General features: G+C 62.4%; 19 protein-coding genes. 2 read left to right on the top strand and 17 right to left on the bottom strand.

Annotated elements, in window-relative coordinates; all coding sequences use genetic code 11:
• The 13 genes from APY03_RS08870 to APY03_RS08810 all read right to left on the bottom strand — a co-directional run.
• Positions 1–353, bottom strand: a 353-nt coding sequence (locus tag APY03_RS08870) for an IS66 family transposase (protein ID WP_443082810.1), incomplete at its 3' end; no start/stop codon positions are given.
• Entirely contained in the window at positions 353–745 is a 393-nt protein-coding gene (locus APY03_RS45615) for a hypothetical protein (RefSeq protein WP_146039445.1), read from the bottom strand. The genes APY03_RS08870 and APY03_RS45615, both read right to left, overlap by 1 nt.
• A gap of 82 nt (positions 746–827) precedes the next feature.
• On the bottom strand, positions 828–1,175 hold the full coding sequence (tnpB, locus tag APY03_RS08860) for an IS66 family insertion sequence element accessory protein TnpB (protein WP_068675935.1): 348 nt from the start codon (positions 1,173–1,175) through the stop codon (positions 828–830).
• A complete protein-coding gene (tnpA, locus tag APY03_RS08855) occupies positions 1,172–1,558 on the bottom strand; it encodes an IS66-like element accessory protein TnpA (RefSeq protein WP_068675933.1) in 387 nt (128 codons plus the stop codon). The genes tnpB and tnpA overlap by 4 nt, the downstream gene beginning before the upstream one ends.
• 312 nt (positions 1,559–1,870) lie before the next feature.
• Positions 1,871–2,719 (bottom strand): methyltransferase, TIGR04325 family, encoded by an 849-nt coding sequence (locus tag APY03_RS08850; RefSeq protein ID WP_068675931.1) that lies wholly within the window; start codon positions 2,717–2,719, stop codon positions 1,871–1,873.
• A 20-nt stretch (positions 2,720–2,739) separates the two neighbouring features.
• The gene (locus tag APY03_RS08845) at positions 2,740–3,714 is read right to left on the bottom strand and encodes an AcrVA2 family anti-CRISPR protein (RefSeq protein ID WP_068675929.1); all 975 of its coding nucleotides are present in this window, start codon (positions 3,712–3,714) and stop codon (positions 2,740–2,742) included.
• 177 nt (positions 3,715–3,891) lie between these two features.
• Positions 3,892–4,221: a four-helix bundle copper-binding protein gene (locus APY03_RS08840; RefSeq protein ID WP_068675927.1), complete on the bottom strand. Its 330-nt coding sequence runs from the start codon at positions 4,219–4,221 to the stop codon at positions 3,892–3,894.
• Positions 4,222–4,333: 112 nt separating this feature from the next.
• Entirely contained in the window at positions 4,334–4,684 is a 351-nt protein-coding gene (locus APY03_RS08835) for a copper-binding protein (protein ID WP_068675925.1), read from the bottom strand.
• A gap of 72 nt (positions 4,685–4,756) precedes the next feature.
• Positions 4,757–5,260 carry a cupredoxin domain-containing protein gene (locus APY03_RS08830; RefSeq protein WP_068675923.1) on the bottom strand — a complete coding sequence of 168 codons (504 nt, stop codon included), beginning with the start codon at positions 5,258–5,260 and terminating at the stop codon, positions 4,757–4,759.
• Positions 5,261–5,305: 45 nt separating this feature from the next.
• On the bottom strand, positions 5,306–6,718 hold the full coding sequence (locus APY03_RS08825) for a copper oxidase (protein ID WP_068675921.1): 1,413 nt from the start codon (positions 6,716–6,718) through the stop codon (positions 5,306–5,308).
• 23 nt (positions 6,719–6,741) lie between these two features.
• On the bottom strand, positions 6,742–8,163 hold the full coding sequence (locus tag APY03_RS08820; protein WP_068675919.1) for a TolC family protein: 1,422 nt from the start codon (positions 8,161–8,163) through the stop codon (positions 6,742–6,744).
• Positions 8,160–8,498, bottom strand: a complete 339-nt coding sequence (locus APY03_RS08815) for a hypothetical protein (protein WP_068675917.1) — start codon at positions 8,496–8,498, stop codon at positions 8,160–8,162. Before APY03_RS08815 ends, APY03_RS08820 begins: the two co-directional genes overlap by 4 nt.
• A gap of 116 nt (positions 8,499–8,614) precedes the next feature.
• Positions 8,615–9,010 (bottom strand): hypothetical protein, encoded by a 396-nt coding sequence (locus APY03_RS08810; RefSeq protein ID WP_068675915.1) that lies wholly within the window; start codon positions 9,008–9,010, stop codon positions 8,615–8,617.
• Positions 9,011–9,804: 794 nt separating this feature from the next.
• Between APY03_RS08810 and APY03_RS08805 the strand changes: the two genes are divergently transcribed.
• The gene (locus tag APY03_RS08805; RefSeq protein ID WP_068675913.1) at positions 9,805–11,067 is read left to right on the top strand and encodes a type II restriction endonuclease; all 1,263 of its coding nucleotides are present in this window, start codon (positions 9,805–9,807) and stop codon (positions 11,065–11,067) included.
• A 25-nt stretch (positions 11,068–11,092) separates the two neighbouring features.
• On the opposite strand, the gene APY03_RS08800 is transcribed toward APY03_RS08805, so the two are convergent.
• On the bottom strand, positions 11,093–12,217 hold the full coding sequence (locus tag APY03_RS08800; protein ID WP_162487246.1) for a glycosyltransferase family 4 protein: 1,125 nt from the start codon (positions 12,215–12,217) through the stop codon (positions 11,093–11,095).
• Positions 12,218–12,580: 363 nt separating this feature from the next.
• On the opposite strand from APY03_RS08800, the gene APY03_RS08795 reads away from it, so the two are divergent.
• Entirely contained in the window at positions 12,581–12,826 is a 246-nt protein-coding gene (locus tag APY03_RS08795) for a hypothetical protein (RefSeq protein WP_068675909.1), read from the top strand.
• Positions 12,827–12,843: 17 nt separating this feature from the next.
• Here APY03_RS08795 and APY03_RS08790 read toward each other — a convergent pair whose 3' ends face one another.
• From APY03_RS08790 to APY03_RS43485, 3 genes are all read right to left on the bottom strand, one after another.
• Positions 12,844–13,668: a methyltransferase, TIGR04325 family gene (locus APY03_RS08790; protein WP_068675907.1), complete on the bottom strand. Its 825-nt coding sequence runs from the start codon at positions 13,666–13,668 to the stop codon at positions 12,844–12,846.
• A gap of 130 nt (positions 13,669–13,798) precedes the next feature.
• Positions 13,799–14,566 carry a TIGR04325 family methyltransferase gene (locus APY03_RS08785; RefSeq protein WP_068675905.1) on the bottom strand — a complete coding sequence of 256 codons (768 nt, stop codon included), beginning with the start codon at positions 14,564–14,566 and terminating at the stop codon, positions 13,799–13,801.
• Positions 14,567–14,650: 84 nt separating this feature from the next.
• Positions 14,651–15,006, bottom strand: a 356-nt coding sequence (locus APY03_RS43485; protein ID WP_232324204.1) for an acyl carrier protein, incomplete at its 5' end; no start/stop codon positions are given.

Raw genomic sequence — 15,006 nt, 5'->3', positions numbered from 1 at the left:
TCGGCATGCACCTTCTCGCCGGCCAGCACGTAGCGCCCGAGCGCGGCCACCAGCGGATCGAACAGCTTCTCGCTCTGACCCACCCAGCCAGCCATCGTGGAGCGGTCGATGACGACGTCGTCGCGCCCGTAGATGCGGCTCAGGCGGTGAAGTGGAATGTGATCGCAGTACTTGGACACCAGCACGTTAGCGAGCAGCCCAGGGCCCGCTACGCCGCGTGTGATCGGTCGGCTGGGCGCCGGCGCCTGGAAGATCGATTCACACGCCACGCAGGCGAGCTTCGGGCGCACATGCCGGATCACCTTGAAGCGCGAGGGCACGTACTCCAGCTGCTCGGAGACGTCATGCCCGATCAGGCGAAGGCGACCACCACAGGCGGTGCAGCCGCAGGGTTGCCCATTGGCGTCATGGTGATCGGTACTCGCTTCTGGTAGACCTGGGTCTCGCGCGGCAGATGGGCCGGCAGCTTTCGATCGATCGCAGGTGCGTTGGCTGCAGCAACTGCAGCAACAGCGATCGGCAGCGCGTGTTCATACAGTGGTTCACCTTCCAGAAGAGCGATTTGAGGGTCATCGAGCTGCTCGCTGGACGATCCGAACCGCGCCCGAAGGCTGCGCAGCAACTGCAGCTTCAGCTTGTCGACCATCAGCTTGAGGAGCACCACTTCGGCATCTCTCTCCTCGACCACTCGCAGCAAACCTTCAACGGTGTGGGGCGTGGTGGAGTCGTTGATCGGCGTCGTCACGTCCTCCACTTTGCCGCGCGTTCGGCACGTCGAACATCGGTGCTACACCGGAGGATTCTTCATACAGTGGTGGCGCAGTTGATCACGCTGCAAGCAACGGCTCATGCGTGCGCACCGGCATGCGCCAGTCGATGCCTTCCAGCAGCATCGAGAGTTGCGCCGACGTGAGCGAGACGCTGCCGGACGTGGCCTGTGGCCAGACGAAGCGCCCACGCTCGAGCCGCTTGGCCAGCAGCATCAATCCTTGACCGTCGAACCACAGCACCTTCAGGATGTCGCCGCGCTTGCCGCGGAAGACGAAGACGTGGCCGCAGAACGGATTCGCCGCTAGTGCCGTCTGCACCATGGCGGCCAGGCCGTCGAAGCCCTTGCGCATGTCGGTGTGGCCCGCCACGATCCACACGCGCGTGTTCGCGGGAAGGCCGATCACGCGATGGCACCCAGCAGGCGCAGCACGCAACGCACGCTGGCTTCGTCGACGGCACCGCGCAGCCGAACACGGGTGGCACCAACGTCGATCTCGATCACGCCGCTCGAAGGGCGCGGCGCAACGGCCTTGTTGGTCTTGGCAGCGGGCTCCATCTGCACGGTCACAGGCAGGAGCGTGGGCGGCGCAGCGTCCTCGACTGCTGGAGCCTGCGCGCGCAGGCGAAGCCGGCGCCAGTTGAACAGGAGGTTCGCGTTGATGCCATGCTCCTGCGCGATGGCAGCAACCGATGCGCCAGGTTCCAGGCTGCGCTCGACCAACTCCTGCTTCAGCTCTTCGCTGTGCCTGCGCCGGGTGTCCTTGCCCGAAGTGACTCGCTTGTCCATGTGTGCACGTACCGGTTAAATGCACACATCCAAGCGTGAGCATGATCAGGCGATCCTGCTCATACCCGCGTGGTCTCGCCAGAGGGTCTTGAGACCACGCTTACGGAGTACGGCCACATTCCGCGACTGATTCACGTTCCGCATGTGCAAGGACGGCGGACTCGTCCTCAAGCAGTTCGGCACAAGCGAATTCCAACCGCTCCTCACCTCGAAGGATCGCAACCCAGTCGCGGCGGCGCGCGACTGCGAGCGCGGTTGCTCACCGACGCCGGCGGTCCCCCGCTGATGATTCGGCGCGCGCCTTCGAATACGTCAGCTTTGTTCGGAAGGCCCCTTGACGGACCGATCCGAGAAGTAGAGCCCCGTGAAGCTGGGAAACGAGCGCTCGGGATGGCCCGGCAGATAGAGCGAGCGCTCGTGGACGGGCCATTCGTCTCTGAGCGAATAGCCCATGGCTTCGATGTCGCGGATAAAGCGCCCTCTGTTGTAGACATGCATCGGAGCGAAGGCGCCTTCGCCGATGTTCTGCGCGGTGATGAAGCTTTCGCCTTTGTAGAGCGGCAGTTTGTTCAGGAGCACATGCCTCGGCCTCGCCCGGCAGTTCTTGAGAAGGAGCCCTGGCGTTGCATCCTCAAAATAGTGAATGGCGCCGGCGGAGATCCAGATGTCGGCGGCTTCCTCTGTCACTGCTTGCTGAAGGTCCTCGGTGAAGTCCAGCGCGCTTGCGCCCGTATCGGCAGCCAGTTTGCGTCCGATCGAAATCATGGTTGGCACCTCAACGATGTGCCACCTGAGCGCGGCGGGCATATCGATGTATCTGCGATACGCGTAGTAGTGAACGCCCACCGAGCCGCCGATATCGAGAACGCGCGTCGCGCCCCCGCGCATGGCATGCTCCAGCCACCACATAACCGGGTAGTCGTAGGCGAAGACCTTCTTCGTTCGGACGTCTACGTATTCAGTGGCCAGCGCATCCTGACCAAATTCAGGATTCTTGGGCAGCCAGGCGCGCGCGGCTTCGAAACTATCGAACAAACCGAAGTAGAAGCCATGCCCTTCACGAGAGAGAAACTGCTTGCGCCGCCATAGCAGCAGCGCGGGTCGAGTGAGCGGGCTTTCCAAGAACTCACGTACAACATGCGAGGCACTTTGGTGAGTCATGGCCGATCTCCTTGCCGGTTCTATTCGATCGACACGGTGTTGTTGACCGGGCGGACCGTAGCGATCAGTTCTGCGCCGAGGTCGAGGTTAACCGCCACCGGTGGCATCCATCGCAGCTCACGTTGGCGAGCTTCGGGGGGCAAATCCTTGCGAGGCCCGCTCAGAATCGTGTGCCAATGGGCTCGGCGAATGTGGGCAACGATCCGACGACCGATTCCTGGATCGTGGTCCTCACGGTTTCGCGGCTGGGAAGCCCGCAGGGCGGCGCCTAAGCGGTATCCCAGACTCCATACCGTCGGCGCGGGCGGTGGAAAGATGCGAAGGCCTCGTCGGCGGGTATGCACTGGCACCGGCCGCACCGGGTAGGCGTCGACGCCATTGCAAGTGATCTCCGCGTTCTGCGCGCACAGGTACAGCAGGACGGAGATCACGGGGGTGACTGCCGCCTTGAACGATTCCAACTCTGACGCAGCGGTGCGGAAGGTCTGGGCGAGCGCTTGAGCGATCGATTCGCCGCCCAACCTGACGCAGAACGGGTACATGGCGCCATCCTCGAGAGACCGCGCGATGTCACGTTCGGTATCGAACAGCAGGCCGAGAAAAACAGGCCTGTCGGAATGAAGGTGGGACGGCTCGATGAACACCCAGACCCCTCGTGCCGGGCCTCTCGGCGTCAGGATATTCGGAAGCTCAAGGTAGATGCACCATTCGGGCATCCTCATGAGCACGTCGATGGGAACGTCGTCATCCAAGGGCGTATCGAGCAACGCATTCAGCAACGTCTGATCGACTCTGTAGATCCCTTGCGTCAGGCGCCAAGAAGCCAGGGCAGTGATCTTGAATGCAAGGTCAGGCCGTCCGCCGCAAAGCGGTTCCGCCACCGCCAGCGGCGCGTAGCACCAATCCGGCCATTGAGCTCTCAGCCGGCCGGTTGAGCGCAGCATTTCGTGTGTGGTCCACACATTGGGAAGCTGACGCCCCATGATCTCGAGCATGGCCCGCGCCGAATGCGGGCGCGCTACGTTTGCCTGCATCCGCTCCTCCAAACGTTTTGTTGTCGGGGATTGAGCGCGAGGTCAGCTGCTCTTGCCGGCGAGGGCGCAAGTTGCGCCCCAGAGCGCAACGTGTGTCCCCGTGACGCCAGCTTGGCGGCGCTTCGGGCTACAAGGGATCTACTTGGCCATCTTCCGGCACTCTTCGGCGCACTTTTGACATGCCTTCGCACAGGCTTGGCAGTGCTGCGCGTCGTGCCTTGCGCACTCGTCGGCGCAGACCTGGCAGATGTCGGCGCAAAGGCGGCAGATGGCAGGGGCGGTTTCGCTGTCGCGAGCCATCGCAGCCGCCGCGAGCTGGCAGATCGCGGCGCAATCGATGTCCAGCGCGATGCACTTCGCCATCATCTTCACGTCCTCCTCACGCAGGCACGATGCGGCGCAATGATTGCAGGCCGTCGCACAGGCATTGCAGGCGTCGATGCACTGGGCGTACTTCTTGTGTGGCATATCTGTCTCCTTGAGGCGAGTTACCGGAGATCCGGCGAGAAGGACGGTCATGCCGTCGCGACGATGCAGCCCGACAGCGGCCGGGCACGCTGATGAGCGGCGAGACCTTGGCCTAGCGCGCTGCTTCGATCTTTGTTACTGTGAACTTTCCGTCGATTTTTTCTGCTTGGAACCGGACCTTGTCGCCGGCCTGAACCTTGTCCAGCATGGCGTCGTCCTTCACCTGAAAGACCATCGTCATGCCGGGCATGTCGAGGTTCTTCAGCGGCCCATGCTTGAGCGTGAGCTTCTTGTTGTCCTTGTCGACCTTTCGGACCTCGCCATCGGCGAGCTCCGCGGAGGCGGAGGCGTCTGTGGAACTCGCGGACGGCGCGGCGCTGCCGGTGGCGGGTTGAGCGTGCGCAAAGCCGACGAACATGAGGGCGGCAATGGGGGCGACGAACGCCAGACGAATGTTGAGCATATTGACTCCTTCGAAATAGAAAACTACGCAACCGACTCGGCCTGGTGTCAGTGGTCGAGCCGGTCGGCTCAGTTACTTGGATGCGTGCTTTTCGGAAGACTTGGTCACGTTCACGGCGCCCTTCATTCCGGCGTCATAGTGGCCTGGCTGAAGACACGCGAAGTCGATCTTGCCGGCCTTCGTGAACTGCCAGACGACCTCGCCGGTCTTGCCCGCAGCGAGCGTCACCATGTTCGGATCGGCGTGCTCCATCTCTGGGTTCTTCTTCATCGCCTCGTAGTGCTCCTTGAGCTCCTTCTCGGTTCCGAGCACCAGTTCGTGTTTGATCTTTCCGGAGTTGGTGACGACTAGACGCACTGTTTCGTTCTGCTTCACGTCGATGCTGGCCGGGGTGAAGCGCATGTTGTCAGTCATGTCGACTTTTACCGTGCGCGTCGCCTTAGCCGCCACGCCTGGCTTGCCAATCGCGTCGGCGGCATCGTGGCCGTGACCGCCGGCGTGGTTGCCGGCGGCGTAGGCGCCTGCGGCTGCCAATGCGGTGAATGCGGCCAAGGCCGTGTAGCGGAGGGTTTTCATGAGAGTCCTTTCGTTTCAGGGTGGATGGAGAGAGAGCGGGAGAGATCAATGGCCGGAGTGCCCGCTGGGCTTGCGTACCTGCACTTCGATGTTCTTGGCTGGCATGTTCTGCGCAGGCATGGCGGCCGCGCCGGCGCCGCGCGCCCGCGGTGGTTCTGCTACTGGCCCGTTCAGTTCGTAGGCCACCGTGCCCTGCGGGTGCTTGAACCAGCCCGGGTTTGAGTAGTCTCCCGCCTTCTGGCCCTTGCGTACCTTGACCACGCTGAACATGCCGCCCATCTCAACCGAGCCGAATGGGCCTTCGCCCGTCATCATTCGGGCGGTGTTGTCGGGCAGCGGCATGTCCATCTCTGCCATATCGGCCATCCCGCGCTCGCTCATCACCATGTAATCGGGCACGAGCTTCGTGATCTTCTTGACCACGTCCTTGTGGTCGACGCCGATCATCGTGGGCACGTCGTGGCCCATCGCATTCATCGTGTGGTGGCTCTTGTGGCAATGGAACGCCCAATCGCCTTCTTCATCGGCGAGGAACTCGATCTGGCGCATCTGCCCGACCGCCACATCGGCGGTCACCTCGTACCAGCGCGTGCTCTTCGGCGTCGGGCCACCATCGGTGCCGGTGACGAGGAACTCGTGGCCATGGAGGTGCATCGGGTGGTTCGTCATCGTCAGGTTGCCGATGCGAATGCGGACCTTGTCGTTCAGTCGGACGTTGAGCGAGTCGATGCCCGGAAAGATGCGGCTGTTCCAGGACCACAGGTTGAAGTCCAGCATGGTCATGATCTTGGGCGTCCCGCTGCCCGGCTCGATGTCATAGGCATTGAGCAAGAACACGAAGTCGCGGTCGACCTCGTCGATCAGGGGATGCTTTCCCTTCGGATGGGTGACCCAGGAGCCCATCATTCCCATCGCCATCTGGGTCATCTCGTCGGCGTGCGGGTGGTACATGAACGTGCCGGGACGCCGTGCAACGAACTCGTAGACGAAGGTCTTGCCGGGCCTGATGGCCGGCTGGTTGAGACCCGCGACGCCATCCATGCCGTTCGGAATGCGCTGGCCGTGCCAGTGGATGCTGGTGTGCTCGGGCAGCTTGTTGGTGACGAAGATGCGCACGCGATCGCCCTCGACCACCTCGATGGTCGGGCCGGGTGACTGGCCGTTGTAGCCCCAGAGGTTGGCCTTGAAGCCAGGCGCCATCTCGCGCACCACGGGCTCGGCCACCAGATGGAACTCCTTCACACCGTTGTTCATGCGCCAAGGCAGCGACCACCCGTTGAGCGTGACAACGGGGTTGTAGGGGCGCCCCGTCGACGGCGCCAAGGGAGGCATCGTGTCGGGCTTGGTCTGAAGCACGGGCTCAGGCAGGGCCGCCATGGCGACCTTGCTCACGGAAGCGGCGGCGATGGCGCCGGTGACGGCACCCGCTCCGCGGAGAAAATTGCGTCTGTTTTTCATATCAATCAATGTGAGGGGGCCGCTTAGTGGGCAGCGCCCGAAGCTGATTCTGAGCCGGTGCTGGGCATCGGCGCCGCCATGGCCATGGGCTTACCAATGACAGATGCCGAGAGGGCAGCGTCAGCCAGCCAGAACTGCCGCTGCGCGTCAATCGCATCAGCCACGCTCCTGATCTGATCGCGCGCTTCCGCCAGCAGTTCGAACACACCGATCAGCATCCCGTTGTAGCGAAGCACGTTTTCGTCGGCCATCGTTTGGCGCAGGGGCACGACTTCGTCCCGGTAGTGCTTGGCGATGTCGTAGGCAGTGCGATAAGCGAAATACCCCTCGCGCAATTGCGAGCTCGCGCCGCGCACTGTTGCGTCATAGCGATTGGCAGCGGCCAAAGATCGCGCATTTAGAAGGTCGCGCCGGGCAGAACCCCAGTCGAACAGCGGCAATACGATATCGAGCTCGAAGCCGCGGCGAGTGCTCCTTGTCCCTTCCGCGTTGTCGAAGATGGTGTCTCGCCTTCCACCCACTTCCACGTCGATGAACGTCGACAGGAGGTTGATCCCTTGCGACTTTCCGGCAACATCCAGTTGTGCCCTGGCGAGTTGAACGTCCAGGCGCTGCTCGCTGGCGGTCGCGGCTACCTCGCGAGGCTCGCGAGGCGCCTTTGGCAGATCTGGCAGCCGCTCGGGCAATTTGAGTTTGGCAGTCTGGGCATCCGCCAGACCCAGCGCGCGAACCAACTCCTCACGCGTGGCTGTGACCGCATGGCGCGCAGAAGCAAGCTGCGTCACCGCGTCCGCATAGAACACCTGCTGGCGTGCGCGCTGGAGCTTGCTGAAATTGCCGATGAGCTGCATGCGACGCGCCAGTTCCGCGCTGGCCTCCGCCGAATCCTTGACCTGCTCCGCGTACTGAAGGGACTGCTGGGCGGCGACGGCGCGCACCCAGGCCTGCCTTACCTGCGTGACCTGGTCCACCACGGTCCCCGTGAGCTGCACCTTCGCCTGTGCCGCCTGGCTTTTCGAGATGGCCAGCCGCTGCGGCAACAGGATCAGATCCACCAGGCCGAAGGACAACAGCCTTCCGATCTCGAGCTCGTCACCAAGGCGCATGCGCTCGAAGGTGAACACCGGATTGGGAAGTCGGCTGGTTTGATTGGCTGCGGCGATGTTCGCCCAGTTCTCCGCGACCAAGGCCTGAAGCGCCGGACTGTTTGCAAGTGCAACCTGTACCGCGTCGGCTTGCGACAACGGCTTGCTCAGCAGCTCCTCCGTCAGCGCGGCGCGGCGATCGCGCTGCTCCTTGGTGCGGCTGATCTCCAGCTTGCCCTGCGTGAACTGCTGCGCGTTGGTGTTCGTCTCCTGCAGCGCGTCATCGACGCTCACAGTGGCGCAGCCGGCGAGAAACACAACCGCGGCAGAGATCGCCGTGAGGCGCAAGGCACCCCTCATGGCTTCTCCTTCTTCATGGGCGCGGGCATCGAGTGGCCGGCATGCGGATCGGCGCCTGGCTTGGGCGGTGCGTTTTCGCCCGCGCCTTCTTCGGACGCGTCCTTGGCGTAGGCGCGCCAGCCTCCGCGTTGGTAAACCGTCTCGTTGGCTTCCTTCCAGGGAATGGCTTTTTCGTCCGCGTAGGGCTTATAGCCCTCGAATGCGGAACGGAAGGGCAGATCCGGCGGATCGGATTGCGGCGTGCTGGACGGGGCCGGCGCGGTCTGAGCGATGGCGCTCAGGGCCACGATGGCGGGCAATGCGGCCAGCCAACGGGCTGGCGATGAATGGAACATGGAATCCTCGGAAGTTCATGAACAGAATGCGTCAGTTGCCCAGGATGGGATTGACGACAGGCGATGCATGAGCGGCCGCAGCGCCCCGTGACAGGGTCACAGGGGTACGGACGCGACTAGGTCCGCGGAGGTTTATCGAGAACGCGTGGCGAAACGGTCGCCATAGCGCTGAAGGGCTCTGCGAGATCCGCCTCTGGCAATTGGTGCGCTGCAGCAACGTACGGCGTCGAGATCAGAGCCACGACGTGACATGCGCCGCACGCGCCGCAGGCGCCACATGCGTGCATGGCATCAGAGTCCGAGGAAGCACTCTCGTGATCGTGCGAGTCGTTCAGCTTCGGCGAAGCGTGTTGATGCGTCCCGTGATCGTGCGATCCAGCGTGCACCGTTTGCATGCCGGACGTGCCTTCGCGATGTCCTGTCGCGCAAAACAGCATGGACGCCGCCGCGTAGCTCTGGAAGAGCATCGCGAGCATGAAGGCCACCAGCAGGAAGGCGCGAGGACGGAACATTGGCTGGATTCTATCGACAGGCCCTACAACCAAGGTTACATATTTGTTATCTCGGTCGGGGCGTGCGCGGGGGCCCCAACCGGGCCCATCGATGATGGGTGGGTCTCAGTGTCTCACCCGTCACCCAAACTGCCAGCGCCGCATGCGTGGATGTTCCGGAGAACGCATGTTTTACCCTCTCGGGCGTGCTCGTACGCCGTCACGCTTCTGACGGTGGACCGCCTCCCGGAGCTTCTTCCCACTGGCATTCGCACGCTGGTCGCCGAAACGGCGGGAAAGCTGCTGCGAGTACGAGCGCCCTGCTGTGGTTCTGGGCGGCGGCGCATGGTGAAGCCGCCACCATCGCATGAGGGCGAAAGCGCCTACCACCAGTCCCAAGAAGCACAGAAAGATCAGAAAGATCTCAAAAGGAATGTGCACCTGAGTTAACGGGCGACCCATCTGCCCCTCCTCTACAAAATATCAACTGCCGAACTCGGCACCAGGCCCCATTGAACAATTTCGAACAGTTGTCAGCCCGACAAGGATATCGCTGTTGAGGCTTGAAGCAAAGAAGCCGGTTAGCACGCCTCTTCAGGCCGTGCGCAGGTTGTGCCGAAAACGTGGTTCCCATTGAGGGGCGCCTGTGTGCGGCCTCGGCCTCGTAGTGCCGTCCGTAGGAACATTCCAGCTTTGAGGAAAACACCCGCTCTGGGGGTTCACGACGTCGGTCCGCTGTCGGCATGATCGGTCGGTCGGCGACGCTCGTGGTTCAATGCGCGGTTCGCGCGCATGCGCTCTGCACCCGATGGACGATGTCAACTGGCCTTGATGTTCTGATTGATCACTGGAAAGCTGACCCCCTCAGCACCTACAACTCCTGGTTTCTTTGGGATGAACGGCTGAAAAACTTCCGTTCGATCCGTCGCGGGCTGGCCCAAGTGGTCAAGGACATCGATGCCGGCACGTTCGGCAACGCCTTCCGCGGCTCCTCGCTCGAAACGGTCGTGGGTTCAGTGGCGGAGCAGCGCCAGATCTTCAAGGGGGCGGACCATGCCTTCCTCTGGAAGCCCAAGCTGCGCATTCCCGACATCTACGAGAACGCCGCAAATCAGCGCGCCTTTGCCCGCCTGTTGCACGCTTGCGATTGCTGCGACAGCGCTGAGGAGATCGTTGAGGCGATCCGCCGCATCGATGGACACCAGATCAAGGGGCTCGGACCGGCAGTGGCGAATCTGATCTACTTTGTGCACCCGACGCTGGTCATGCCCTTCAACACAGCCATCGTCAAGGGCTACAACGCCGTCACGGGCAGCAATGTCAAGCTCGGGCGCTGGGACCACTATCTTTCGATGCGCGAGGGCTCGATCCGGCTGAACACACAGCATCGCCGGGCCTTGTCCAACGACATGGGCGCCTTGGCTGGGTTGCTTTTCGACATAGGCGCTGGGCGATACACAGCTCCTCCCCGAGAGGACGACGCGCACGCCGTGCTAGCTTGGGAAGCCGACCTGGAAAAGGTGCGCGAAGAATCCGCTGCTGCACACAAACAGTGGTTGGCTGAGCGGGAAAGCGATGCCACGCACACCGAGATTCAAGGCTGGCTTCGCGACCTGGGAAAGTCGCTCGGCTTCGGCGTGTGGATTGCTTCCAACGACCATGGCCGCAGCTATGCGGGCGGGCGACTCGCAGACGGATGCATGACTCATCTGCCACAGGGCATGCACGACGGGATCGAGGCGGTTCGATTGATCGACGTGATCTGGGTAGAAGCCAATGGGTCGAAGGTCGCCGCTGCCTTCGAGGTTGAGCACTCCACCTCTATCTATTCTGGCATCGTGCGGATGCTCGATCTTGCGCTCGGGACCGAGGTTGGAACCAACAGCGCCATGTTCCTGGTCGCGCCCGACAACCGGCGCGACGATGTCCAGCTTCAGTTGCGTCGGCCGGCCTTTTCCCGCGTGTCGGAGCTGGGAATTCGCTACCTCCCCTATAGCGAACTGAAGAACCATCGCGAAGCGATCGCTCGATTCGGGTCAGGGTTGAAACCCTTGATCGAAATTTCCCGCTTACTCTAAAGGCCCGCGCAGACCGAGGTAGCCGTCAGCCGCGGCTTCCCTCTGTGATGAGCTTTCGTGGGGCCTTGCGCTCCTCGAGTACGCGGCGATAGGTGGCGACGTAGCCTGACGTCATCCGCGCTGTCGTATAGTGGGACGCGTTGACCAGCCCCAACCTGCGCATTTCGGCTAGCCGGGGCGCGGCTCGCTCGATCGCCTCGGCCATGTCTGTCGGGTGGTGCGGGTCGATGTATTCGACGCCCAGTCCGCCGATTTCGTTCATTGGCGCGAGATCGGATGTGAACACCGGACAGCCGCAGGCCTGTGCCTCGATCACCGGCCAGCCGAAACCTTCCTGGAGCGAAGGGAACAACAGCGCAGTGGCGCTGGTATAGAGCGCACGCAACTCCTCGTGCGCAACGTTCTGCACCGTCTTGATTCGATCAGCGAGGCCATGCTCTTGCACCAGCGCGGCGAGCTCCACCGCGAGTTCCGGCCCCACGAACACCATTTGCTGCACTATTGGCGGCGCGCCCGCCGCAGCCGCGCGCTGTTGCAGCGCGACGAAGGTCTCGACCACTGCTTTTCGGTTCTTTCGTGGCAGGTCCGCGCCGACGTGAAGCAAGAACTTGCAGTTCACCGATAGGCCAAAAGGGCGAATCAAGCGCTCAGCCTCTTCGGGCACCACGGGAGAAAACTCGTCGTTCAGGCCATTGAGCACGGTCACGACCCTGCGCTCGTGGGCGAGGTCCAGCGCAAGCAGGTCGCGCCGGGTCAGGTGCGACACGCAGGCGACCAGGTCGGCTCGCGCGAGCCCCCGCACGATCAAGTGCTGGAACAACCTTCCAGTCCAACCGACCTTCCAGCCTTCAATCATCCCCCTGGCGGCCTGTATGGCAATCACGTCGTGACAAGTTATGACATTGGGCTTGCTCTTCACCCAAGGGACATACATGCCGTTGGAGTGATCGCCGATGTGAACCACGTCGGCCCAGCGCACGTGGCGCACGAGCGAGGGAATGAACAGGATGAACTTGTCTACATAGCCCAGCCACTTCCACCAGCGAGAGGAAGCCGGAACCCGAAGTACCCGTTGCGCCGGCGCGATGACGCGCACTTCGCAACCGAGGCTTGGAAGTTCCCGTTCGAGGACGCGCCTGAAGGCCAGCATGCTGGCCTGGCCGTCCGGCGCATAGTTCCCGACGAATAGAATTTTCATCACTGGGCGCTCTCGACCGCATTGCCTGAAAACATCATCTTCCTCGTTTGCGTTGCATCCCGCCGCTCCGTAGTTTAAGCAGTAATACCAAAGTATCCAACAATGCGTTTGCAGCCTGCGATCTCGCCATGCGGGCGCAGCCCGTTCAATGGTTTCGGCGATGGCTGGCAGGGGGGCGTTGGAGGCGACGCTTACCGTCCTTCAACCCCGATTCAGTTCGTGGGCGAGCCTTAGCGCTTGAATCGCCAAGATCGCCTCTTTCCACCCTCGCGACGGGGCCTTTTGCGTTTTCGATCTACAGGCGGGGTCTTGCGGATGATCCATATCACGAACACCGCCAAAACAATGGCGGCAATGACCCAGGTAATGAGAATGGTGTTGGCCAGTTCCAATGGGATCCAGCGTCCGCCCAGGTACATGATCGCCTCCGAAGGGGCCGGTATCCGCCCGCGGCTGCATTTTGCCTCGCCGGTTTTGGCCGCCTCGGCCGCCGCAGTGAAGCCTAGAGAGGCCGCTCGGTCGGCGCCGACATTCAACTCCTATGCCGCCATGCATCATTGAGCCGCATGGGGAGCGCCCTACTTCGGATCAACCTGGAAATAGAGTCCCGAGAAGCTCGAGAACGAGCGCTCGGGATGGCCCGGCAAGTAGAGCCCCCGCTCATGGACCGGCCATTCGTCCCTGAGCGTGTATCCCAGGGCTTCAATGTCGCGGACGAAGCGCCGTTTGTTGTAGACATGCAGTGGAACGATCGATCCTTCGCCGACGTTTTGTGCGGTGATGAAGTCTTCACCGCCATAGAGTGGCAGTTTGTTAAGGAGGATGTGCCTGGGCCGAGTTTTGCAACTCGCAAGAAGGCGACTTGGCCTTGCGTCATCGAGGTAGTGGATCGCGCCCGCCGAGATCCATATGTCCGCGGCTCCCTCCGTCACGGCGCTCTGTAGATCCTCGGTGAAATTTAGTGCGCTCGCTTTTTGGTCGGCAGCCATTTTGCGCCCGATCGAAACCATCGCTGGCACCTCAACGATGCCCCAAGTCAATGCGGCAGGCATTTCAATGTAACGGCGATAAGCGTAGTAGTGAACCCCAACCGATCCGCCTATGTCGAGAACGCTCCTGGCACCCTCGCGAAAGGCGTGTTCCAGCCAGAGCATCACCGGATAGTCATAGGCGAAGACCTTCCTGGCACGGATGGTGACGTATTCCGCCGCCAGTGCGTCTTGGTCGAATTCCGGGTTCTTTGGCAGCCATGCTCGTGCAGCGTTGAAGCTATCGAACAAGCCGAAGTACGCTCCAGCCCCTTGGGTCGTGAGGAACTGCTGGCGGCGCCAGCGCAGCAGCGCGGGTCGGGTGATCGGTCCCTCTAGGAATTCACGTACAGATTGCGTAAGAGCAGTGGTCATTGCGATGTCCTTTCGGGCTCATTCGATTAAAAGCAGTTCGCTTAGCGGTAGGTGGTGGCGATTCATCGGCAAGCTGACGCCCGAATGACTTCGCGCATGGTCCGCGTGTGGGCCACGAAACCGCCTGGCACTAGGACAAGTCAAAGCAGCAACCGGCGTAATACGCTTTGTCGCCGCCATCGACGAAGGGCACCTCGATCAGCTTGCCTTCGTTGCGCCAGGTGTCGCGCCGCTTGTAGCCGGCCGCCGTCAGTTCGGCGAGCAACTCGTCATAGTGCTGGATGCGGTAGGGACAGACTGCGAAGCCGATGCTATTGAGCGTGTAGAGCGTGCGATCGGGGTGTACTGTCGTGGTGTTGAGCACGATGCGCTTCGGCTTCACCGGCAGCGCGGCGATGATCTCGGACATGCGCGTCGGCAGGTACTGCAGGCTGCCCGACGCGTACAGCACGTCGTAGCCGCTCGCGTCGCGAAAATCGGTGGTGAAGTTCAGCTGCGCAGTGGCCTCGCGTTGCACCGCGAGTGCCTGCCCGGTCTTTACCACGCTGGGTACGTCGCAGACCGTCCAGTGCAGGTCGGCAGGGTAGTTGAGCATGCGGCGGAAGGCGTAGTACTTGATGCCGACGTGGCCGCCCAGGTCGAAGATGCTGCGCATGCCGTCGTCGAGCGCGCGGCCGAGCCAGAACAGGCCCGGGTAGTCATAGAAAGCGACCTGGTGGCTGTAGAAGGCATCGGCGGGAGCGTTGTCGTAGCCGACTGCCTTCGAAGGGGGTGCACCGGCTTTGGCGGCGGCGAAGCTCTCGAAGGAACCCATGAACAGGTTCTCTTCGCGGTTCTCCAGGAACTTGCGGCGGTATGCCGATTCGCGAACCACCGTTGGCAACAAACTAACCAGCATCTCTAGCTCCCGGGTGACTTTGATCGAGGAAGCGCGTCAGGCAACGCGCCAATGAGGATCTGCGTGATTGGCATCGCGACCACGTCAGCCTTTGCGGCCCCAGCCTGAGAACACACGGCCGAGCAGCCCGCGCCGCGACTCGTTTCCGGCCGGTGCAACGGCGAGGGCGTCGAGCGCGCTGCCCGCCGCAGCAGAAGCGAGCTGCCCCAGGCTCTCGAACACATAGCGGCGCGGCTCCACGCGGAAGCCCATCTCCTGTTCGGCCTGGGCGATCACGCGCATCGCGAGCAGCGAGTCGCCGCCCAGGTCGAAGAAGTTGTCGTTGGCGCGAATGTCGTTCACGTCTGCGCTGAGGGCTCTGGCCCAGATTTGTGCCAGCTTCGCCTGCTCGGGCAACAGCAGTGCCATTGGCTCCTGGGGCCGTGCGGCCATGGCTGCGG

It is taken from the genome of Variovorax sp. WDL1 (assembly GCF_001541225.1).
GTDB lineage: Bacteria > Pseudomonadota > Gammaproteobacteria > Burkholderiales > Burkholderiaceae_C > Variovorax.
The sequence above is the reverse complement of the archived record's forward strand: the minus strand, read 5'-3'. Positions and strand labels throughout refer to the sequence as shown.